Consider the following 20778-nt stretch of genomic DNA (forward strand, 5'->3'; position numbering starts at 1 on the left):
TGTGAAACAATTTATCCTGCCAGAAAAGAGAAAACGGCCCAAAAAAAGGACCGTTCGAATCTCAAAAACCCAGTATCCCGTTCACTCAAAACATCTTAAGTGAACGGTGTTAGCCCGAAAGCTGGTTTTTTAAACGCTTATTGAGCTCAACCTAGCGTCTTGAACGCTTTAATACGCTGTAAATGCGGGGAGATATTTTTAAACTTATGCGTCTGTTCTTCGTCCCAGACTATCTCGTAAAAATGATGCAGCTCTTCTGACGAACGCTGGCTGTTCAGCGCTTCATCATGGCGTGACAGGATCACCAGGCAGCGATCGCGATTCTTTTCACGGAAGTTGGTCACGCATTTTGTCGCAATATCAGCATACTCTTCAGGTCTGTCGATTTTTCCTTCCATATTCTCATAGGGGAACAGGTTAGGATTAAACACCACCTGACGAATATCACACAGAAAACCAATTCGTTCAGCCCAATACCCCCCAAGCCCGACGCCACAAATCAGTGGACGGTCGTCCACATTAAGCTGCAGCATTTTGTCCACTTCTTTCAGCAGATGCTGCATATCATGTTTAGGATGCCGCGTACTGTAGCTAATCAGCCTGACATCCGGGTCGATAAATTGCAGCTGCAACACCTTCTCGTGGTTGCCCGGACTATTAGAGTCAAAACCGTGTAAATAGATAATCATCGCATCCTCGCCAAACGTGCGTTAATGACCTGCTTTCTCTTCCTGCCAGCGCTCATGAAGCTGGTTGAGCTGGGCGCTTACCGTCTTCCAGCGTGTCGTGTCCATCAGTTCCTGACGTGAAAATGAACCTTTATGATACAAACGTGTAACACGTTCTGCATTGATCGGCGACAGATTATCTAACACACTGACCGCTCCCTTACGATTATTGCAGACCAGGATCATATCGCAACCAGCATCCAGCGATGCCTGCCCACGCTCGGCGTAGCTTCCCATAATCGCCGCGCCTTCCATCGACAGATCGTCAGAGAAAATAACGCCGTCGAAGCCAAGCTCCTGGCGCAGCACCGTTTTCAACCAGTGAGGCGAACCACTCGCCGGGCGCGGATCCACATCGCTGTAGATAACGTGCGCAGGCATAATGGCATCGAGTTTGTTTTCCGTAATCAGCGTCCGGAACACGGACATATCTTTCGCCCGAATCTCGACTTCTGAGCGTGGATCGGTTGGCGTTTCTTTGTGTGAGTCCGCCGTCACCGCTCCATGTCCGGGAAAATGTTTACCGGTGGTTTTCATGCCAGCGGCATGCATACCGTCAATGAAACGGGTCGCCATAGCCAACGCTTTCAGCGGATCGGCATGGTAAGAGCGCTCGCCAATCGCGGCGCTGATATGTCCCACGTCCAGAACCGGCGCAAAGCTGATATCGATATCCATGGCGATCATTTCGCTGGCCATCAGCCATCCGGCGTCCTGAGCCAGTTTTCCGCCCTCTTCCAGACCGTGCAGCGCGGCAAAAGATTGGGCCGCAGGCAGGCGAGTAAAACCTTCGCGAAAACGCTGTACGCGTCCGCCTTCCTGATCAACCGCCACGACCAAATGATTACGTGACGCGCTACGAATCTGACGCACTAACTCACGCAACTGCTCCGGATCATGATAATTTCGGGTAAAGAGGATTAACCCACCTACCAGCGGATGCGCCAGAATCTCTCGCTCTTCAGCGTCCAGCTCATACCCTTCGACATCCAACATTACTGGGCCCACACTACTCTCCTCATCCTTTCATTGTTAGCTGCCGCCAGGTTTCATCGGCCAGCCTGATAAATTGTTGATCGCCGGTTTGTCGCCAGCGATACTCAAACCACCCTGCTTTTAGCATGATTACCCAGGGTCGCCATCGCCTGACCTGTCGCCACAAAACGGTTGGCTCAATGCACGCTCGTCGGGCATAGGCGCTGACTAGCTGTTGGTGCTGGAGCTCATCACTGACCCACACCGCCGCCAGCTCGAGGGCGATATCGCCGTCTCCGGCATATTCCCAGTCAATCAGCCGCAACCCTGACGGTGCGCGTACGATGTTGTCACCGTGGACATCCATATGTAGCGGCCCCAGCCGCAAAGGGCGGGGCTCGCCGCTTTTTCTTAGCCGCTTTAACGCTCGTAACCAATGTGGTGTACGACGCGCCGGATCACCACACTGCCAGTACTGTTCAAGTAACGGCAGCAGGCTGATTCGCCAGCCCAGCCGGGATTGCTGATGCAGATAATACAATAAGTCAGCAAGTTCGTCGGCGTCCGGTAATCTGGATTCTACCTTACCGTGAAAAAAGTCGACTGCCATCCACCCCCGCGTATAAAAACGAGGTCGGGGCGCAAGATTTTCCGGTAGGTGTTTTAACGCATGATATTGGCGCAGAAAATGCGATTCCGGCGCGTCGGGGTCGTGATGACAGCGCAGCACTAAGCGGTGGGTCTGATGTTCGATTATGCAGCTCCCGCCGCTCAAGCCATGGTGGCTGGCTACGACGGGATGATACTGCGGAAAGTAGCGCGACATAACTTCATCGCGCGTCAATCTGTTATTGTTGCTGAACGGCACCTTTACCTGACCAGATTATCTCGCCAGTTTGTACCAGCATTAATTGCATTTGCAGCGCCGGCGAATTGACGTTGCCAGATGCGCTGGAATAGAGCACATACTGCGCACCAACGTTACGGGCAATACCAATCGCTTTGCTGCGCGTTCCCAGGCTATCGTTCGGCGACAGACCTAACTGCTGCTTGGCGACAGCCAGTTGCTGGGCGGAAACCAGGGTAAATTTGCCGTTATTCGCCAGCGCGTTACGTAAGGTTTCAGTCGCTTCGCCAGCGTTCAATGAACCGTTAGTACGGTTATTCACACTATCAACCAGCAGAACACCACCCGCTTTGACGCCATCGGCCTGCAGCATTTTACCCACCATCGGCTGCATTGCGCTGTTCCAGTCGTAGTGACGTTGACGCGGTGTTGGCTGCGCCGTTTGATCCTCGTGTTCGATCGGACCCGGCTGCTGCGGTATACCTGGCACCGTTGGTACCACCGGTACCGGCTGTTGCGGCTGCGCGGGCTGTTCCGGTACCGGCTTCACTTCCTCTACCGGCGCAGGTTCACGTTGAGCCACACAACCAGAGAGAAACATCGCCAGCGCGGCAAGCAATGCGTAGCGATTCATTTTGATCATCAAGATTCACCCCTTACAAATATAGATAAAGTCTAACCTTGTGCGCACCCAGATAATTGGCGCTGCCGTACAGTGTTACCGACGAATGAGCCGGGATAGTCACGCTGCGTGGCGCTTCCAGAGGGTGCATCTCCAACCCTCTGGCGTCATACCAATAAAACCGATAATGCACGGTGACGGATTCTTGTCTTTCGTTATAGAGTCGCGAGGATGCTGAAGCCTGAATATCAGACGTTGTTAACACGGGCTGTTCTGCGGTTATGCCCGCCGCCAGAATAGCTGATTCCATCACCAGAGACTGTTCATCACTGACCGGAATTTCAGGGTGTGAGCGACAGCCTGCCAGCAACAGCAAGCCCAGTGAAAGTGCAATGCATCCTCTGGTCATGCTTAAAGACCTTTATGTGCGAGCATCGGACCAAGCGCACGTCCCCCCAACAGGTGCATATGAATGTGATACACCTCCTGGCCACCGTGACGGTTGGTATTCATGATTAAACGGTATCCATCCGCAGCAATGCCTTCCTGCTCCGCGATTTTCGCCGCAACGGTAATCATTCGGCCCAGCGCCTGCTCATGTTCTGCCATCACATCGTTGACGGTGGGGATCAGGATATTAGGGATGATCAGAATATGCGTAGGTGCCTGAGGGGAAATATCACGAAACGCAGTGACCAGGTCATCCTGGTACACGATATCCGACGGAATTTCACGACGGATAATTTTGCTGAATATAGTTTCTTCTGCCACGACGTTTTCCTTTTTCATTAACAGCCCAAGCGTTATGCCATGCTACGCCGGGTAACACTGCGAGTATAGAGTATGAGCGAGTTACTCACGCTCTTTCAACTTTAACCCTCGATTTTTTAAGCAAAAACCCTGGTCAGCGCCGCTCTTATAACCATTTCCCTACGCTATTGCTTAAGCATAGTACTGAAACAACATTTCATATGTGCCGTATCATCTGTATGCGTATGGAATGTTAGTGGTTATAGAGGATCTCGATGATACTCCCATAGAGGAGGATTACGTGGAGCAATCAACTGGCGTGCTAATCACCGGTACTCAGTGTGGAAAAACAACACTGTATAGCTCAACTCAAAAAGCAGCTTGCCAGGTAACTGCGCGTGGCAGCAAAAACAAAAGCAAAAAGCCCGCTTAAGTTTCCTTAAGCGGGCTTTTTAAATCTGGCTCCTCTGACTGGACTCGAACCAGTGACATACGGATTAACAGTCCGCCGTTCTACCGACTGAACTACAGAGGAATCGTGTGAACGAGGCGCATATTAGCGACACCACTCAGTGATGTCAAAGCCTGAATCGATAAATTCAATCGTTTGCCGAAATATTCCCCATTTCGCCGATTATTCAGGCGCAACAGGTTGTTTTATGCACTTTTCCTGTTCGGGACGCGGGTATTTCCATAGCCAGCGACCTGTCACCATACGCCAGTAAAATAATGCGGCGCGTACGGCCCAGTCGAAGAACATTCCTAACCAGACGCCGATTACGCCCCATCCTAAAACGATCCCCAGGGTGTAACCTACCACAACGCGACAGCCCCACATGCCCAGCATAGATACCCACATTGCAAAACGGGCATCGCGTGCGCCTTTAAACCCAGCAGGTAATACCCAGGAGGCTGCCCATATCGGCATAAATGCCGCATTGAGCCAAATCAGAATGACTATGACCTCTTTTACGTCCTGATCGTGGGTGTAAAACGAGGCCATAACGCCGGCAAAAGGGGCGGTCAGCCAGGCGATGGCAGTTAAACCGATGGTCGACAGCCAGAATACATGCCGTAACTGGATTTCGGCCTGGGCAATCTGACCATTTCCTAAACGTCTGCCGGTAATAATTGTCGACGCAGAGCCTAAAGCGTTCCCCGGCAGGTTAATGAGTGCGGCAATAGAAAAGGCAATGAAGTTCCCGGCAATCACACTGGTCCCCATGCCTGAAACAAACATCTGCGTTAACAGCTTGCCGCCGTTAAACAACACTGATTCGATACTGGCCGGAATGCCGATCCCCATCACCTCCCAGATAATGGCGAGGTTGAGTGGCTTAAAATAGCTTTTGAAGGGAATACGCAGCGCTGGGTTAAACCCAATCATCAGAACCCAGATGATGGCAATTGCGCCAATGTAGCGCGAAATTGTCAGCCCCAGTCCAGCACCGACGAACCCCAGCCCTTGCCAAGAAAATACGCCGTAGATCAGGATGCTACTGATAATAATATTCAGAATGTTCATACCACCATTAATCAACAGCGGTATTTTTGTATTACCCGCACCGCGTAGGGCACCACTACCGATTAACGCAATGGCTGCTGCCGGGTAGCTGAGCACCGTCAGCTCCAGGTAGGTGAGTGCCAGAGCTTTTACATCGGGCGTTGCTTCACCAGCGACAACGTCAATAATCTGCTCACCAAAATAGTGAATGACCGCTGCCAGCACGGTAGCAAAAATCGTCATAATCACCAGCGATTGCCTGGCAGCAGCTCTGGCCCGGCGACGATCTCGTTTTCCCAGGCTAAAGGCAACTACCACCGTGGTACCCAGATCGATAGCGGCGAAAAATGCCATGATGACCATGTTGAAACTGTCGGCGAGTCCAACACCTGCCATCGCCTCTTTTCCCAACCAGCTTACCAGGAAAGTACTCAGGACACCCATCAATAGCACGCAGGTGTTTTCCAGAAAAATAGGCACGGCAAGCGGAGTGATTTCGCGCCAGAAGAGAACCTTATAACTCTTGCGTTTGGCGTACCAGGGCGTGCGGGATGCGACCTGGCGTAAGGCTGCGGAGACGTTCAAAGTGGACCTTAAAGAAGAAAGTTGAAACCTCATTTCAAATGATGAGGGAGAATCCAAAAAGCTGCAAAGTTTTTTCCATTTAAAATGTCTGCAAATGCAACAAACTGTTGAGAGAAGCATCAATTGAGCGTTATTCAGGAAAATGGGGTTTGACAAAAAAAATTTCGCCGCTAAGATTAGCCTCCACAACGATTCCTCTGTAGTTCAGTCGGTAGAACGGCGGACTGTTAATCCGTATGTCACTGGTTCGAGTCCAGTCAGAGGAGCCAAATTCCTGTTTTCAGGCATGCTTATTAGTCCCTATCCAATTAGGTTTCAATAAGTTAGCGTGAAAATCTTTCCCGATGCGTATCTGGTTTTCTCTACGCATCCGGCGAAATTGGTGGTCTGATTTGGGGTCATTTCAGTTCGATAATGGAGTGACCACCATATGTCCCTGTCCGACGCGAAAATTCGCAGTATCAAGCCTTCTGATAAACCCTTTAAACTGACCGACTCTCAGGGTCTGTATCTGCTTGTCAATCCGGGCGGTTCACGCCTCTGGTATCTCAAATATCGCTTCAACCGAAAAGAATCCCGTATCGCATTAGGTGCCTATCCGCAGGTCTCGCTTTCCGATGCCCGCCAGCAGCGCGACGGTATCCGTAAGTTGCTGGCGCAGAATATCAATCCCGCACAGCAACGCATGACTGAAAAAGCCGCCGCGTCACCGGAAAAATGCTTTGAGGCCGTTGCGGTAGCATGGCACAAAACCAACAAAAAGTGGTCGACTGACTATGCAGAGCGCATCCTTGCCAGTATGAAAAATCATATCTTTCCGGCAATTGGTCATCTGCCCGTCACGATGCTTAAAACGCAGCATTTTACGGCACTACTGAGAGTTATCGAGGATAAAGGCTTTCTGGAAGTCGCGTCCCGTACCCGGCAGCAGCTCTGCAACATCATGCGTTACGCCGTTCAGCAGGGACTGACCGAAAGCAACCCGGCGCAGCATCTGGAAGGCGTCACCGCACCGCCGGTTAAAAATCACTATCCCGCCCTGCCGCTGGAGCGATTGCCCGAATTGTTTGAGCGCATTGGCGATTATCAGCAGGGACGGCAGTTAACAAGGCTGGCTGTGATGCTGACTCTTCACCTGTTTATTCGCTCCAGTGAACTACGCTTCGCCCGCTGGAGCGAGATCGATTTCAGACACAAAATCTGGACTATCCCCGCCACCCGCGAGGCGATCGAAAAAGTCCGTTTTTCAGGTCGTGGCGCAAAAATGCGTACCCCGCATATTGTTCCGCTTTCCCAACAGGCAATTACCATTCTGAAGCAGATACAGGAAATCTCCGGTCATCTGGATCTGGTGTTTCCCGGCGACCATAACCCATATAAGCCGATGAGTGAAAACACCATCAACCGGGCGTTACGTCTGATGGGCTATGATACCAAAACCGACGTCTGCGGACATGGCTTCCGGGCAATGGCCTGTAGCGCACTGGTGGAATCTGAGCTCTGGTCGCGGGATGCAGTGGAAAGGCAGATGAGTCATCAGGAACGCAACAGCGTGCGGGCGGCGTATATTCACCGCGCCGAGCACCTCGACGCCCGTAAAGCCATGATGCAATGGTGGTCGGACTACCTGGACGTCAGTCGCGATGGACATGTTGCGCCGTATATTTACGCCCGCCAGCATAAAACCACCTGATTTTTCTGGTGATAACGATGGGTTATCTTCCGCAGTTTTACTCTTGACGTACCCGGCAGATAACCCTTCACGCACATATATGGAGCCAGAGTATGAGCAGGACTGATTATTTAATTCAACAGGCTGAAATGGAAAATCATTTTACAGAAAAAACCGGAGAATCAGAATCTCAGAAGCACCCCGGCCATTCACTTTCCGGACTACTGGCACAATGTGATCCTGATGCTGAAATAAGCAAAGAAGATCGGGAGTGGATTAATGCACCTCCGGTCGGAAAAGAGATTTTGTAAATGATTAAGGGACGCCACTGTGGCATCCCTTAAATATGAAAAAGAGCACGCTCTTCCACACCTTTTCCATTACTGCGTCATGATAGTTAAATAGGGCTTATCTTCCGGAACATTGCTACCAAACATATCATCCGGCTTATCCAGAAGATAGCCTTTTACCTGACGAGTTTTACGTGGCCCTTTTACCTCACAGTTAAAAATATTAATCCCGTCATCGCCCCGTATAGGAGGCGGGATTGCTCCCGCCGTTCCATACGGGTCCGCATACGGCGGTCCCGTCAGCTTTAGGCTTACGCCTTCCTATTGAGTCAGCTTCTCGAATCGTGTCGTCCGACTTCTGTTTATAACACCTACCGCTAGCTCTTCGTTCAAAATGGAGTCTCTGTCCCCCTGACCGCTCCGTGCCAAAAGCGGACGTCAAAATGTGTGTTCAGCTAGCGTAAGTTGAGCGTTTCATAATGATATCTCTCTGCGGGTCTGACCCAACCTGAAAGATATGCTCACCCACCTCGGTAAACCCAAGCTTACGGTAAAAAGAGATGGCCCTTGGGTTATGTTCCCAGACACCTAACCAGACAGGATCCGATCCCTTTGCCTCAAATTCAGCAAAGCACTTTTGCATCAGTGCCTGTGCAAATCCTTTACCATGGTAGGGCTCATCGACATACAGACACAGAATTTCTCCGGCATGGATGCTATTGACACAGGGAGGAAACTCTTCCCACCTTAGTTGAGCGTACCCAATCAGTTTGCTCTCGTATTCGCAGACTAATGTAATCCAGTCTTGTCTGAGGATTTCTTTCAACTGGATATTAGTTGAATAGCTTGCATGGCAGTGAAGATCCATATCCTCCTGAGTATTACCATCCTGGAAAGTCTTTCTGAAGGTTCGCTCGGCTAAAATAGCAAGCTCTTCTGCATCAGAGGAACTGGCCCTACGGATTAACATTTATCATTACTCTCTGAAAAGTATTCTTATTTTTGTCCGGCATTACGATAAATGTCGGGCCGATTGATCTGCCAGACAAAATCTTTCCGGTTCAATGGGTTATAACCCAGTTTTTGGTATAGCCAGGGCGCGCTGTCAGTGACCAACATTATCCGGCGCAGGCGTGACATCAACGGATGGGCGTGACAGCATTCGATCAGCCAGCGGCCGAGACCATTTTTCTGATAATCGTTTAATACGTAGACGTCACACAAATAACCAAAAGTGGCATAGTCTGTGACAAGGCGGGCGAAGCCGATTTGTCTTGTTCCATCCAGAAGCGCAAAACAAAGGCTGTTCTGGATTGATATTCTGACCGTTTCGGCATCAATGCCTGGAGCCCAGGACGATTGCGAGAGGTAATCGTGAATGGCTTCCAGTTGAAAAAAAGCGGGATCGGTTGTGACAGTAAACTGGCTTTTGGCAAAACTCAGATGTTGATTATCCACTGAACCACTCCATGTAAACTTACCTGTGATAAAACAAGCCCTATTGCTTGCGGGCGACAATCAGGATGTTTTCTCATGTACTGTCATGATGAACACCAATGGTCCCTCCTCCTGGTTTTCATAGAAATGAGGAACGTCCGTTCTGGCTGTTGCTGAACAGCCGGTTTTTACCTGATACAGGTAGTCCTTCACACCCAGCGTGAGCGTGCCTGTCTGAACATAAAACAGCTCAAGCGTCCCTTCCGTGTGGCCGGGCGAAGCAAACTTTTCCCCCGGTTGCATTTCCCACATCCAGAGCTCGGTCATATCAGGGCCGCCCGAACCAGCGAGCAACCTTGCTCTCCCTCCTTTTTCACCAGCCCACAATTCTGGGATCTCATCTTCAGCAATGAGATGCACGGTCGGTTTGGAACTGACATCCACAAAATCGGCTACCGAAACCCCTATCGCGGCAGCCAGGCGGCATAACAGGGCTATGCTGGGATTTGCCCGGCATCCCTCAATCTCAACCAGCGCGCCCTTGCTGACGCCCGCCCGGCGGGAGAGTTCATCGAGCGATATTTTCTTTTGCTTACGATACAGCTTAATCCGCTGAGATACGGCTTCATTTACGGTGCTGACGATAGAATCTGCATCGGTCATTAAATTGACTTTCTTGGTCATCGGTCATTATCATGGGATAAATTGGTCATTACAGGATTATCACGTGTTAACAGTCTCTCCGTCAATTGCCCCTGAAATTTATCGCATTGCGCCTGGTTTTCGGGCACTCAGTGTCTACGTAAAAGCTGCACCAGTGCTTAACTCCGATATCGGAGAAACAGCTCTGCGAGAAGCCTGTGAAGCGGTTCTGGCCGGTGAGCCTGAGTGGGCGGAAGCGCATCTGACCGCATGGGCAGAGGTTTTTCAAAAGTTTGGTGCTAAACCTAAACGTACCCCTTGCTCAGCGGATGCGTTACGCAAGCGCGTATTACGTGACGGAACGATGCCAGCACTTGATCCCATCGTTGATCTTTATAATGCCGTTAGTCTCCGCTACGCCGTTCCGGTGGGTGGAGAGAATATCGCTGCCTATCAGGGTTCACCATGTCTGGCTGTGGCAAAAGGAACAGAGCCTTTTGATACAGTCAAAGAGGGGGAAAAGGCCGTTGAATATCCTTCACAAGGCGAGATCATCTGGTGTGATGATATCGGCGTGACCTGCCGTCGCTGGAACTGGCGACAGGGGCTCAGAACCCGCTTAGGTGTGGAAGCTCAGCAAATGTGGTTTATTCTGGAAAGCCTGCCGCAGATGCCGCTGGAGAGACTTCACGAAGCCGGGAAGATGCTGACCGACGGCCTGGAAAAAATGATGCCCGGTCTGTGGTTTGAGGTTGCTCTCATCGAAGAACAACAGCAGTAATATCATTCAGGAGAAACTTTTATGTTTACAGGTTTGTCGGCGTTTCCATTAACCCCACTCACCGCCAGCGGCGTGGATGAAAAGGGTTTCAGCCATATTCTTTCCCGCCTGACAGAAGCTCGGGTTGATTCTATGGGCATCCTGGGGTCAACCGGAAGCTACGCCTATCTGACCCGGGAGCAGCGAAAGCGCGTAGCAACGCTGGCAAAACAGCATGCCGGGGATATCCCAATGATGGTATGTGTGGGAGCGGTCAGTACCGATGCTATCCTGCATCTGGCAGATGACGCGCAGGCAGCCGGCGCGAATGCTCTGTTACTCCCGGCGGTCAGCTACCAGCCACTCCGTGACGAAGAAGTATTCTCACTCTTTGAGACCGTTACCCGGCACGTGTCTGTACCGGTGTGTATCTATGATAATCCGGGCACTACGCATTTTACCTTTACGGATGAACTCCACGGTCGTCTCTCATCACTTGAGGGGATTCGCTCGGTCAAGATCCCTGGCGTACCGGATAGCCCCGCTGCAGCGACTGAGCGGGTGAATGCGTTACGTCAACATCTGCGCCCTGGTGTAACAATCGGTATCAGTGGCGACGCTTATGCGGGGCTGGGATTAAACGCTGGTTGTGAAGTCTGGTACTCCGTGTGTGGCGGTCTGTTCCCTGAGATGGCGAAACAAATTACTGAAGCCGCGGCGGTAAAGGATCATCAACGCGTTACTGCCCTGACAGCCCACCTTGAACCTTTGTGGGCGCTGTTCCGTAAACATGGTGGAAGTCTTCGTGTTATTGCCACAGCTGCTGGTGTGCTTGGGCTAACCGACATGGATTGCCTGCCTCGTCCTTTGCAGCCGTTGTCAGCAGGCGATATCGCGGATATTGCCCATGTGATAAGTATGCTGGAGCTGAAGTAATCTCCCCGCAGGACCGGCAGTCTGTCGGTCTTTCTGAAACCTAGCTGGATATCAATCATCATCGCATGTTTGAAGCTATATCTTTAGGTCCGCTCATCGCTCACAGCGGACCTTCAGCTCAGTTACCTGGTCCGCTTCGTGCCAATAGCGGAACACGCTAATGCTGGTGTACAGGTGCTGACTCATTTCCTCCTCCACTTTCATCCCGTTATACTGTAAAAAAAAGGAGATAGGCGTGAAACTGAAAATGCAGGATTTGAGGCTGTTTAATCTCGTGTTTGAGAGCGATCCTGGCTGGATACTGGATTTCTCTAACCGCACCTTGTCTGCTTTTTTTGATGAAGAACTGAACATTGATATTGATGATAAACGTTATCAGGAAGAGGGGACATCAAAAGCCAAACGAGTTAGATGCTTGCTGAAACAGACTGATCGTGAGACCGCTCTGCGGGTTCTTGGCGCTCTCTGGCAGTATAAAACAGAATCCATGCCTGAACAGGCTGAACAAAGCCGTAATGACTATCTTGCACTGATTTCCCGCTTAGAAAACGCTGACACCAATGAAGCCAAAGGCGTAAAGCCTGTCCAGGCATGGCATGGTGTTGACTGGCCTTCACTTATCGCTGAAATGAACGAGATGAAATCTCTGCCGCCACAACTACGTGGTTTTCGGTTTGAAGCTTGGCTTGCTGAACTGTTCAGTATCTTTAAGCTTGCTCCCCGTTCGTCTTTCCGAAATACAGGCGAACAGATTGACGGAAGTTTCCGACTGAATGATGAATTTTACCTGATGGAGGCAAAATGGCATCAGAAAAGAACGTCGGCTGCCGATCTCCATGTATTTGAAGGAAAGCTCAGTACCAAGGCAACCTGGACACGCGGCGTTTTTATCAGTTGGATGGGATTTACGCCTGAAGGTCTGACGGCTTTTGGTAAAGGGAAGCGGGTTATCTGTGTCAGTGGTTATGATCTTTATCACTCACTAAGTCATGGGATCCCTTTGCCCGACCTTCTGGACGCTAAAACCCGGCACGCCGCTGAAACGGGAGAGCCCTATGCTGAGTTCGACCGACTATATGCACTGAAGAACAAACAGTTCGGCACGCTGAAATAACGGGTTGGGAAGCGGTGACCCGCTCCCCGTTTCACACAGAATGCTGTTAGTAATGTCCGCATATCGCTCAATGAAGACCTGGCAGCGCTATAGGCGGTTCGCTCCGTATTTTGTTTCGCGAGTTATATTTTTCGCGGTTACGTATTGAAAAAAGATGATCAGTACCTATTTCAGTATTTCCCGTGCTAATGCCTTTTCCTTTTCAGGAGTACCCTTACGTGAATGCGAAAAAAAAGGCGGATGATTCGAGTGGGCGTTTTAACACTAGCCCTGAAGTGAAAACTCTGGTCTGGATCCGTGCAGCGGGTCATTGTGAACTCTGCGGAACCGATCTGACACATGATTTTCGTATCGGTACGCCGATGAAATGGGGAGAAGTGGCCCATATTCTTCCTGCCAGCCCGAAAGGTCCCAGGGGAAACGCCACACACAGCGAAGAAGAGGCACTGGCACTGACGAATGACAGCGAGAATCTTATGCTGCTGTGTCCGGGATGCCATGACCGGGTTGATCGTGACGGCGATAATTATCCCGAAGACGATCTTAGCGGACTTCACTCTGCCTGCCTGACCAGAATTCGCCTAGCGGCTTCCACGCCCGGGGAGGAACGCGCCATACCGGTTATCGTTCAAAGCCAGCATCATCAGACTCTGGTTGCAATTCCGGCGCAGGCCCTTCTTACCGCCATGTCTGCAGAAGGGCTGACGGCACAGGGCCATCCGGTTACGGTTGTGTTCCCTGAGCCCAGTTCACGGGGAAGGGATGCGGGTTACTGGCAGGCGATTAAGGATTTAATCACTGAAAAACTCGAGGCCGGGCTTGCCCGCCGCGGGGGGCAATTTGGCGATAAGCCGGCTCTGGCCATGGTTGGGCTTGCAGATATTCCGGCGTTGTTTTTCCTCGGCCAAACCATTGGCGATCGCTATAAACGCTTTCAGTATTCATTTAACAGGGAACATATATTGCGCTGGCCGGATACAGATGCCCTGCCGCCGGCGTTTATCTCTTCTGAACTTCCACAAGGTGAGGGGCCAGTTGCTCTGGTGCTGTCTCTTTCCGCAGCGGTACCGCGAGGCGATGTTACCGCCGCACTGCCGGGTGCCCGGATTGTAGAATTCACTGCCCCTGAACCCAGCTACGCCATGGTGACAAACCGCAGGGTCATCCATGCGTTCAGGGATGAGTTGCAGAAGCTGCTCAGTCAGTTAGAAGCCACCACGACCCAGGCCATTCATGTTTTTGCCGCAGTGCCTGCTGCGCTGGCCATTGAATTTGGGGCTTTGCTGACGACCCAGCATCAGCATCCCTACATCATCTTTGACCGTGACAAAAATAATGCAAACCAGTTTCGCCCCATGCTTAGCATCGGATGTACAGAGGAGCAACGTCCATGAGTAACGAACAGACTAAACACAGCAGCTGGGAGTATTTTCTTCTCCGTGCAGCCCGAAAAATTTCGTTATCAGCAGCTCAGTACAGCGTCATTGAGGCTCGCTACTCTCAGCTGGAAAAAATTCTTTCTGCTGCCGATGATCCCCTGCTGGCGGATGCCCATATTTTTCCCCAGGGTTCTATGCGTCTTCAGACAACGATTAACCCGGTGCCAGGGGCGCCAGCAGATCTAGGGACAATTGATGCAGATGCGATTGTCTGGTTACCCCATGCCAGAGGGATCGATGCCCGGACTGTATTAGAGGTCATTGAACGTCGTTTTCAGGAAGGCAGTAGGGTTCAGGAGGATATTCAACAACTTCGTCGCGGTGTCAGGATTGTTTACGCCGATGAAAATCCGGGTTTCCACATTGATGTCACACCTGCACGTCCCTGCCATCATAATGAGCAAAGCGACGGACTGGGCATGCTCGAAGTACCCGACAGGGAGCACGGCTGGAAGGCAAGCAGTCCCATTCCTTACGCAGACTGGCTGCATGATGCGTCAAAGCAGGACATCATGCTTGAACATGTTGTTGAGTTTAATAAAAGTCGTGCAGCAATGGACTCTGCGACCCAGGCCCCGCTGCCTGAATATCAAGAATATCAAAAAGATGATCCTTTACGTGCGAGCATTAAACTGATGAAAAGGCACAGGGATGAATGGGCGATCAGGACGAAAAATGAAGGATACCGGCCTATTTCGGCAGTTATCACCACGCTTGCGACTCACGCTTATCTGGATGTTGTCGCGCAGTCAGAATATACCGCCTTCACCCCGCTTCAGGCTATCCTGGCAATCGTGAACAGGATGCCTGACCATATTCATCGTTACAGTAATGAGTATTACGTCTGCAATCCTGCAGATAACGGCGAGAATTTTGCGGAAAAATGGAATCGTCCGGATGAAGGTTATAAATACGTTGATGCCTTTAATAAATGGCATGCGAGTGCCCGTTCGGCGCTGACGCTGGGGCTTGACAGCCACGCGTCGACAGAAACCTTTGCGAAGGCGGTCCAGGAGCAGTTCGGTATTGGTCCGACATTTGTTCGCGAAGTTAACGAGAGCATTCCGGCAAACTGGACGATGCCCGGGCGGCAAGACGGTGTTACACGAAACTCTGTCGCAATGGGGTCTCTGTTCGGGAGTTCAGTCAGCAGTAACCAGTCTCAGGCAAATGTTGCACCTGTCGGGCGACTCGGCTGATATGAAGGATGAGATGATACAACGCGGCATTTCCGCCCTTAAAGACTATCTGGGCGCGGACAATGCTTCGGCTCTTCTCAGGCCCGCTGAACTGCGGGTCGGTGAGGCGGCCGCCTTTTATTTTCCTTTACCCGTTGATTACACCGGCCTTGAGCGAAGACTACGGATTGGTTTTCCCAACGATTTCCCGTCTGAATCCCCTAGCCTTCAGGTTGAACCTTCACCGTGGTTAGTCTGGCCCCATGCCATGGCGTCCGGGTTGTGTCTCCATGGATTCAGGGAAAAGCCCGTTACGGGCTCACCTGAGAAAATTGTTCAGGACAGCTTATCCCGTTTTGCGAGCATTATGTCTTTTTCTCTGGAAAACGCAGATCCTGCACGGCGGGAGACGGAGTTTCAGAATGAAATTTCCACTTACTGGCTCTGGCAGCTTAAACGGTCGGCACGTAACCTGATTCTTTTGGGGGAGCCTGAATCGGGTTCAGTTTTGTATGTTGTAAGCGATCCGAGGTATACCGGTCATACTGGCCTCAACCCGGTATGGGTTTCGTCTGACAAGAACGCTATCCGCCAGCATTTCAGACGCGCCACTGGCCGTTCGGTTGTGATAAGAAGCCCCCATGAAGCAGGTTTCTTTGTCAAACTGACGTCTTTCCCTGGCATTAAGGTGCCTGAACCTCACGCGTTTCTCGAATGGCTTGCTCCCCATATTTCTGAAGAATCCCTGGCCGCGATGTCTAAATGGTCAGAAAAGAGTAGTGCTTTGCTTTCCCGATGGGTTGTCATGGCATTACCGGGTGGGGACGGGGCGGCAAGATTTACTGTTAACCTGTGCACCAGAAAGAAGGAAACAGACCGTACACATTTTTACGGCCTGAGATCCTCACGCCGTCAGTCCGGGTTAAAGAAAGAAGGACCTCCGGCCAGTATTCTGTCATCGCGTGTGAACATTATTGATCGTGGGGCATTTTTTTCACGGGATCGAAGCAACACAGCAAAAACACTTGAGAACTCGCATATTGTCTTTGTCGGTGTAGGGTCGCTGGGATCTGCTGTGAGTATTCAACTCGCCAGGGCCGGTCTGGGCAGGCTGACCCTTATCGATCCTGACAGACTGGAGTCACCCAATCTGGGGCGGCATATGCTGGGTGCTGAGGATTTAGGCAAATTTAAGTCTCAGGCCATGCGCCATCGTCTGCTTCAGGATCTGCCTGTGCTTGATGTCACCGCGCTGGATACATACATCGAATGGGTTATGGGTCAAAAACCCGATATTTTCGAGGATGTTGATCTGGTTATTATCACGACAGCGGACTGGGAATCAGAGTCTGCCCTCTGGGAAAAGAAAGCCTCCGGAGCGAAATGGGGGCTGATACAGGCCTGGAGTGAGCCGCATACACTTGTCGGGCATGCACTGATCGCACCTGAAGGCCGCTTTGATGCAAGATATCTTTTTAGCGATAGAGGTGACTTCAGGCACCGGTTTACCGACTGGCCGGATGGGGGCGTTGTGCCTCTTCCTGCCTGTGGTGAAAGTTTTATACCGGGAGGCTCGGCGGGAATGAATGGTGTTGCAACAATGGTCACTCAGGCCGCAATACGTTACCTGACTACTGTAGGGGATGTCACTCAATGGTATTCCAGTGTGTATCGCCCTGATGAGGCCGGAGTGTTGGGGGGACGCTATACGGGACCTGTACTTCCTGAAGGAGTTGTCCAGAGTGTTTTTGAACGTAACTGGCCGAAACCCGGGCAAAACGCATGAATGAAATAGCATGGCACTGGGCCTGGCCGGATATGAATGCGGAGCTGCAGGTTGGGCGGCAGGTCTCTGAGATGTTCGGTCACTACCGGCAGTCACAGGGAGAAAATGAGCGAGGCGGGCAGCTGTTTGTCGATCCCGCCGATCCCGGCGGCATTGTACTGTGTCATGCTTCAGCGCCACATCCTGCGGACCGCGCTGGCAGAACGTGGCTCGAACTGAACAACGATCGCTGCCGCACTGAAATCGAGAACGCAAACAGGAAGGGATTACGCTTGGTTGGATACTGGCATACGCATCCGCAGGCAGTTCCTCACATCTCAGGGACTGACATTGCCAGTTTTGCGCGATTCGCGAGGCAAAATGCACATGATCTTCCCCATCCCGTGGCGGTGATTGTCGGCACGTCACCATCGACCACAGGCATTAAAGCCTGGATATTTCGGGAGGGCAGGTATCAGGAGGCAGTGTATACAGCATCCTTGTCGCGGCCTTAACGGATCCAATTCATCAAGACCCTTTATTTTGCATCAACGCAAAAAGCTCTGCCTGAAATAATGCATCATCCAGAGCATTATGGCTGGGTCTTCCTTTGGCAGATAAACGCTGTGTCATCATTGATGATTTGGTCTCAGACCACGTACAGCCTGTTGCTCCCATAAAGTAAGCTTTAATATCTAATGCGCTGAAGCCAAATGGGTTGTTCCCCGTATATTTATGGAAGTAGTAATTGATGAATGACCAGTCAAAGGGGGCATTCAGTCCCGTAAAGATCGGCTTCTGGCTCGGTTGAAGGTGGGATGTGAGCCAGGTGGATAACTGAAGCATGGCGTCCGCGGGGGCTATGCCGGTGGTAGCCAGTGCCTGAAGGTTAAATCCCGTCACTGCCAGCGCCTCAGGATCAAAGCCAGTGCAGTCAGGCTTCAACTCGGCATAAAAACGCACGTCGGGCGCATGCACCAGACAGGCCCCAATGGAAAGCAGACTAAATAATCCCGGGACCGGGCCGGATGTTTCAATATCGACTGAAACGAAAATCTCGCTAGCATTCATAATAACTCCTGCGATTGAGGGCACTGCTATTCGGCTTGTAAAAGAAAACGATACGCTATTACGGGTGGTAAGTATCTACCACATCACCCTTTAAGTAATGCCTTTATCAGGCTAAAACCATATGCGAACTTCCGCTGTTCGCTCACAGCGGACCTCCGGCTCCGTTAACTCGTCCACCTCGTGCCAAGAACGGACGTTGCAAACATTGACTGTACGGAATTTACTCTGTTGCTAGAGTGAAAAGGGTTATTTAGTTCGAAACAACCTAAAAATCAGAAGATTGATGGCAATACCACGCTAGATAATTTCAACCTTACCGGCGCGCTCCTTCAAAGCCTTCGGGATGACGCTACTGACATAACTGTCGCACCAGTATCTAATACAGATAAATACGGGTTATCTTCTGGAATAGCATCACCAAATATAAGCTCAGGTTCTCCCAAAAAGTATCCTTTTACCCTCCGGACTTTACGTGGCCCCTTCACTTCACATGTAAAAATATTCGTACCATCATTATCACGATAGTGAAGTGACAATCGCTGAAATGCCTTCTGAACAGCTTTCCACTGTTCTCCAGTCTCCCCAGTTGTGAACTGGACATATAGCTTAAAAATTCCCGGTGAAACGAGAAATGCGCGCCCTGCCACCATATGTACCGGAGCACCTGACTCATTAACCATTACTTTTCGGATCCGGATACCTTCCCGCAACCAGTCAACAAACCCCTGTCCTGACATAGCACGGGAAACGGTATTAGGTTCCGAACCATGTAATTTATCTGACCTGGATTCTGATCGCAGATTAGAAGACGTCCCCTCTACCGGTTCTTCTATAGTTTGGGTAATATCGCGAATCATCTCCAATGCGGATGCCCCGTCTGACGTTGTTGGTGCAAAAAGAGAAAGCGTCAAATCGGCCATAGAATCCCCCTCTCCAGCGCCCTTCTCCATCGAAATAGCAGGTGATAAGTCAGTTTTGGCATTTTCTTCCTTGCTGGCAGTTTGTAAATCCCCCGCTCCCGGAATAACTTGGCCTGCAAACATCGCAGGATAATCTTCCTGTGCGGACCAAAGCCGTGACGGTGATAACCGTAGCAACGTTAATGGACATCCCGGCGTCCAGCCACTGTCGGCTTTAATATCGCACGACCAGACGGCTTTCCCTTCCGGCGTGGGGACAATCAGGCCGTGAGCCTGCATCTCATCGAACAACCGCACATTGCTGTCCGGTACGCTGGTCACCCCCTGTTGCAGCAGCCAGGCACGAACTCTGTCAGCAGTGGTTTTGCTGATGAGCCAGAGTGCCTCTTCCGTCAGCCAACCATCCGAACCGGAATGAGGATTGCTCAGTTTATACTGTGTCTGTACCAGTTCTTTAAGCGCCGTCAGCATCTGTTTTGCCAGCGAGGGCTGTGGTCGCTCCAGCGCGGTGCTGGCGTTCGCTCCCATAAATTGCGCTACCGATGCACGATCCGCCTCCTGCACCAGTTCTCCCATGATACCCGCGCGGTCATAATGCCCGTTGATACAGTATAAAAATGACGCATACAGTTCCGGATATTGTGCCATCCAGTTCAGTGCAGCAACGGGTAAAATATGTGTTGCCAGCAATCCCCCAACCACAGGGTGCAACTGATGGTCACGATTTTTGAGATACTTCAGCCGGTACGATCTGCGAAGCGGTCCCTCCCACGGATACCAGAGCTGGTCATCATCCGTGGTCACTGCAATATCTGTAGCTGTCTTCCCCACATCATGCAGTAATGCCGCATAAATAATCCCTGCTGTCCACGCCTCGGCTTCCCGCGCCTGATCTTCCGGAGCAGCACCTGCCGGAAGCAGATGGCGCTGTCGTAGTTTGGCCGCAAACGCCATAACCTCCAGGCTGTGATCCAGCAAACCACCAGGATGGGAATGGTGATGATATTCCGAGGCGGGCAGCAACTGCACCCGTTCTGCAAAGCGTACAACAGGAGCCTGATACAATTTTGCAAATAACTCCCCGGAGAGGGATGTACGCTGCCAGATGATTTTCATCAGTTGCTGGCGCAGCGGGGTTGCCAGCAGGGTTTCTGCGGCCTGCGGGGTGAACCAGCCAGGACGAGGTGCTGGTGACATGGATGGCTCCTCCCGCAACTGAGGAGCAAGAGGAGCCCCGGTGAGCCATTTCAGTTTTGCATGAATGCCTGTTTTCATGAATCCAGCCTTTCATTTATTCATTCTGCACCAGAACCGATAGCACTCCAGCAGGAATGCCGTGATGGTTTTACCCTGTTCTGTCGCCGCAATCTTGATTTCGCGATGTAACAATGGCTCGATACGGATCTGGATAGGTTTTGTCTCGCCAGTCTGATGATCGGTGGTCGCAACTTCCAGTGGGCGGGGAGTTACGGGAGATAATTTCAGAGGTTTCTTTGCCATAGGAGATCCGGAGTCTGAAATCATGAAATGCGTTTTTCCCAAT

Annotated in this window: 23 protein-coding genes and 2 tRNA genes; 10 read left to right on the forward strand and 15 right to left on the reverse strand. The window is 51.2% G+C overall.

Features of this window, described 5'->3' with window-relative positions; translation table 11 throughout:
- Positions 1–146 precede the first annotated feature (146 nt).
- From ycfP to FHD02_RS20000, 8 genes are all read right to left on the reverse strand, one after another.
- The gene (gene ycfP / locus FHD02_RS19965) at positions 147–689 is read right to left on the reverse strand and encodes an alpha/beta hydrolase YcfP (RefSeq protein ID WP_003030817.1); all 543 of its coding nucleotides are present in this window, start codon (positions 687–689) and stop codon (positions 147–149) included.
- A 21-nt stretch (positions 690–710) separates the two neighbouring features.
- A complete protein-coding gene (gene nagZ / locus FHD02_RS19970) occupies positions 711–1736 on the reverse strand; it encodes a beta-N-acetylhexosaminidase (RefSeq protein WP_137370764.1) in 1026 nt (341 codons plus the stop codon).
- A gap of 10 nt (positions 1737–1746) precedes the next feature.
- A complete protein-coding gene (thiK, locus tag FHD02_RS19975) occupies positions 1747–2571 on the reverse strand; it encodes a thiamine kinase (protein ID WP_137370763.1) in 825 nt (274 codons plus the stop codon).
- Complete coding sequence (lpoB, locus tag FHD02_RS19980; protein ID WP_042309113.1) at positions 2552–3193, reverse strand: penicillin-binding protein activator LpoB; 642 nt, start codon at positions 3191–3193, stop codon at positions 2552–2554. The genes thiK and lpoB overlap by 20 nt, the downstream gene beginning before the upstream one ends.
- Before the next feature lie 13 nt (positions 3194–3206).
- Positions 3207–3581 (reverse strand): YcfL family protein, encoded by a 375-nt coding sequence (locus FHD02_RS19985; RefSeq protein ID WP_042309115.1) that lies wholly within the window; start codon positions 3579–3581, stop codon positions 3207–3209.
- 2 nt (positions 3582–3583) lie between these two features.
- A complete protein-coding gene (gene hinT, locus FHD02_RS19990; protein WP_220394236.1) occupies positions 3584–3943 on the reverse strand; it encodes a purine nucleoside phosphoramidase in 360 nt (119 codons plus the stop codon).
- Positions 3944–4381: 438 nt separating this feature from the next.
- A tRNA-Asn gene (locus FHD02_RS19995) sits at positions 4382–4457 on the reverse strand.
- 99 nt (positions 4458–4556) lie between these two features.
- A complete protein-coding gene (locus FHD02_RS20000) occupies positions 4557–6044 on the reverse strand; it encodes an EmmdR/YeeO family multidrug/toxin efflux MATE transporter (protein ID WP_304502716.1) in 1488 nt (495 codons plus the stop codon).
- A 160-nt stretch (positions 6045–6204) separates the two neighbouring features.
- Between FHD02_RS20000 and FHD02_RS20005 the strand changes: the two genes are divergently transcribed.
- The 3 genes from FHD02_RS20005 (at position 6205) to FHD02_RS20015 (ending at position 7994) form a co-directional block, all read left to right on the forward strand.
- Positions 6205–6280, forward strand: a tRNA-Asn gene (locus FHD02_RS20005).
- A gap of 161 nt (positions 6281–6441) precedes the next feature.
- The gene (locus FHD02_RS20010; protein WP_220394237.1) at positions 6442–7704 is read left to right on the forward strand and encodes an integrase arm-type DNA-binding domain-containing protein; all 1263 of its coding nucleotides are present in this window, start codon (positions 6442–6444) and stop codon (positions 7702–7704) included.
- Positions 7705–7796: 92 nt separating this feature from the next.
- Positions 7797–7994, forward strand: a complete 198-nt coding sequence (locus FHD02_RS20015; protein ID WP_220394279.1) for a hypothetical protein — start codon at positions 7797–7799, stop codon at positions 7992–7994.
- Positions 7995–8063: 69 nt separating this feature from the next.
- Here the strand turns inward: FHD02_RS20015 and FHD02_RS24900 are convergent, their stop codons facing one another.
- From FHD02_RS24900 to FHD02_RS20035, 4 genes are all read right to left on the reverse strand, one after another.
- The gene (locus FHD02_RS24900; protein ID WP_220394276.1) at positions 8064–8276 is read right to left on the reverse strand and encodes a conjugal transfer nickase/helicase domain-containing protein; all 213 of its coding nucleotides are present in this window, start codon (positions 8274–8276) and stop codon (positions 8064–8066) included.
- Positions 8277–8424: 148 nt separating this feature from the next.
- Positions 8425–8943, reverse strand: a complete 519-nt coding sequence (locus FHD02_RS20025) for a GNAT family N-acetyltransferase (RefSeq protein ID WP_035897605.1) — start codon at positions 8941–8943, stop codon at positions 8425–8427.
- A 26-nt stretch (positions 8944–8969) separates the two neighbouring features.
- Positions 8970–9431 (reverse strand): GNAT family N-acetyltransferase, encoded by a 462-nt coding sequence (locus tag FHD02_RS20030; RefSeq protein ID WP_220394238.1) that lies wholly within the window; start codon positions 9429–9431, stop codon positions 8970–8972.
- A gap of 60 nt (positions 9432–9491) precedes the next feature.
- On the reverse strand, positions 9492–10094 hold the full coding sequence (locus FHD02_RS20035; protein WP_220394239.1) for a helix-turn-helix domain-containing protein: 603 nt from the start codon (positions 10092–10094) through the stop codon (positions 9492–9494).
- Positions 10095–10137: 43 nt separating this feature from the next.
- Between FHD02_RS20035 and FHD02_RS20040 the strand changes: the two genes are divergently transcribed.
- The 7 genes from FHD02_RS20040 (at position 10138) to FHD02_RS20070 (ending at position 17759) form a co-directional block, all read left to right on the forward strand.
- The gene (locus FHD02_RS20040; RefSeq protein WP_048998202.1) at positions 10138–10833 is read left to right on the forward strand and encodes a B3/4 domain-containing protein; all 696 of its coding nucleotides are present in this window, start codon (positions 10138–10140) and stop codon (positions 10831–10833) included.
- Positions 10834–10854: 21 nt separating this feature from the next.
- Positions 10855–11748, forward strand: coding sequence for a dihydrodipicolinate synthase family protein (locus FHD02_RS20045; protein ID WP_119922100.1), 894 nt, complete (start codon positions 10855–10857; stop codon positions 11746–11748).
- Positions 11749–11983: 235 nt separating this feature from the next.
- Positions 11984–12862 carry a restriction endonuclease gene (locus tag FHD02_RS20050; RefSeq protein WP_000769121.1) on the forward strand — a complete coding sequence of 293 codons (879 nt, stop codon included), beginning with the start codon at positions 11984–11986 and terminating at the stop codon, positions 12860–12862.
- Between the two features lie 218 nt (positions 12863–13080).
- Positions 13081–14256 carry an HNH endonuclease gene (locus tag FHD02_RS20055; RefSeq protein ID WP_220394240.1) on the forward strand — a complete coding sequence of 392 codons (1176 nt, stop codon included), beginning with the start codon at positions 13081–13083 and terminating at the stop codon, positions 14254–14256.
- Positions 14253–15500, forward strand: a complete 1248-nt coding sequence (locus FHD02_RS20060) for a nucleotidyltransferase (RefSeq protein WP_220394241.1) — start codon at positions 14253–14255, stop codon at positions 15498–15500. Before FHD02_RS20055 ends, FHD02_RS20060 begins: the two co-directional genes overlap by 4 nt.
- Before the next feature lies 1 nt (position 15501).
- Positions 15502–17265, forward strand: coding sequence for a ThiF family adenylyltransferase (locus tag FHD02_RS20065; protein WP_220394242.1), 1764 nt, complete (start codon positions 15502–15504; stop codon positions 17263–17265).
- On the forward strand, positions 17262–17759 hold the full coding sequence (locus tag FHD02_RS20070) for a Mov34/MPN/PAD-1 family protein (protein ID WP_220394243.1): 498 nt from the start codon (positions 17262–17264) through the stop codon (positions 17757–17759). Before FHD02_RS20065 ends, FHD02_RS20070 begins: the two co-directional genes overlap by 4 nt.
- 13 nt (positions 17760–17772) lie before the next feature.
- On the opposite strand, the gene FHD02_RS20075 is transcribed toward FHD02_RS20070, so the two are convergent.
- The 3 genes from FHD02_RS20075 to FHD02_RS20085 all read right to left on the reverse strand — a co-directional run bounded on the left by FHD02_RS20075 (position 17773) and on the right by FHD02_RS20085 (position 20735).
- Positions 17773–18315 carry a 3'-5' exonuclease gene (locus FHD02_RS20075; protein ID WP_220394244.1) on the reverse strand — a complete coding sequence of 181 codons (543 nt, stop codon included), beginning with the start codon at positions 18313–18315 and terminating at the stop codon, positions 17773–17775.
- A 329-nt stretch (positions 18316–18644) separates the two neighbouring features.
- Positions 18645–20510 carry a MobH family relaxase gene (mobH, locus tag FHD02_RS20080; protein ID WP_220394245.1) on the reverse strand — a complete coding sequence of 622 codons (1866 nt, stop codon included), beginning with the start codon at positions 20508–20510 and terminating at the stop codon, positions 18645–18647.
- Between the two features lie 12 nt (positions 20511–20522).
- The gene (locus FHD02_RS20085) at positions 20523–20735 is read right to left on the reverse strand and encodes a toxin-antitoxin system HicB family antitoxin (RefSeq protein ID WP_220394246.1); all 213 of its coding nucleotides are present in this window, start codon (positions 20733–20735) and stop codon (positions 20523–20525) included.
- Between the last annotated feature and the right edge of the window lie 43 nt (positions 20736–20778).

Source organism: Citrobacter sp. EC_71 (assembly GCF_019584005.1).
GTDB classification, from domain to species: Bacteria; Pseudomonadota; Gammaproteobacteria; order Enterobacterales; family Enterobacteriaceae; genus Citrobacter; species Citrobacter werkmanii.

What these genes read in the sequence shown, in the direction of transcription:
- ycfP (WP_003030817.1), bottom strand. Translation starts at nt 689, where the DNA reads ATGATTATCTATTTACACGGTTTTGACTCTAATAGTCCGGGCAACCAC.
- lpoB (WP_042309113.1), bottom strand. Translation starts at nt 3,193, where the DNA reads ATGATCAAAATGAATCGCTACGCATTGCTTGCCGCGCTGGCGATGTTT.
- FHD02_RS19985 (WP_042309115.1), bottom strand. Translation starts at nt 3,581, where the DNA reads ATGACCAGAGGATGCATTGCACTTTCACTGGGCTTGCTGTTGCTGGCA.
- FHD02_RS20000 (WP_304502716.1), bottom strand. Translation starts at nt 6,044, where the DNA reads ATGAGGTTTCAACTTTCTTCTTTAAGGTCCACTTTGAACGTCTCCGCA.
- FHD02_RS20010 (WP_220394237.1), top strand. Translation starts at nt 6,442, where the DNA reads ATGTCCCTGTCCGACGCGAAAATTCGCAGTATCAAGCCTTCTGATAAA.
- FHD02_RS20015 (WP_220394279.1), top strand. Translation starts at nt 7,797, where the DNA reads ATGAGCAGGACTGATTATTTAATTCAACAGGCTGAAATGGAAAATCAT.
- FHD02_RS20025 (WP_035897605.1), bottom strand. Translation starts at nt 8,943, where the DNA reads ATGTTAATCCGTAGGGCCAGTTCCTCTGATGCAGAAGAGCTTGCTATT.
- FHD02_RS20035 (WP_220394239.1), bottom strand. Translation starts at nt 10,094, where the DNA reads ATGACCAAGAAAGTCAATTTAATGACCGATGCAGATTCTATCGTCAGC.
- FHD02_RS20045 (WP_119922100.1), top strand. Translation starts at nt 10,855, where the DNA reads ATGTTTACAGGTTTGTCGGCGTTTCCATTAACCCCACTCACCGCCAGC.
- FHD02_RS20060 (WP_220394241.1), top strand. Translation starts at nt 14,253, where the DNA reads ATGAGTAACGAACAGACTAAACACAGCAGCTGGGAGTATTTTCTTCTC.
- FHD02_RS20065 (WP_220394242.1), top strand. Translation starts at nt 15,502, where the DNA reads ATGAAGGATGAGATGATACAACGCGGCATTTCCGCCCTTAAAGACTAT.
- FHD02_RS20070 (WP_220394243.1), top strand. Translation starts at nt 17,262, where the DNA reads ATGAATGAAATAGCATGGCACTGGGCCTGGCCGGATATGAATGCGGAG.
- FHD02_RS20075 (WP_220394244.1), bottom strand. Translation starts at nt 18,315, where the DNA reads ATGAATGCTAGCGAGATTTTCGTTTCAGTCGATATTGAAACATCCGGC.
- mobH (WP_220394245.1), bottom strand. Translation starts at nt 20,510, where the DNA reads ATGAAAACAGGCATTCATGCAAAACTGAAATGGCTCACCGGGGCTCCT.
- FHD02_RS20085 (WP_220394246.1), bottom strand. Translation starts at nt 20,735, where the DNA reads ATGGCAAAGAAACCTCTGAAATTATCTCCCGTAACTCCCCGCCCACTG.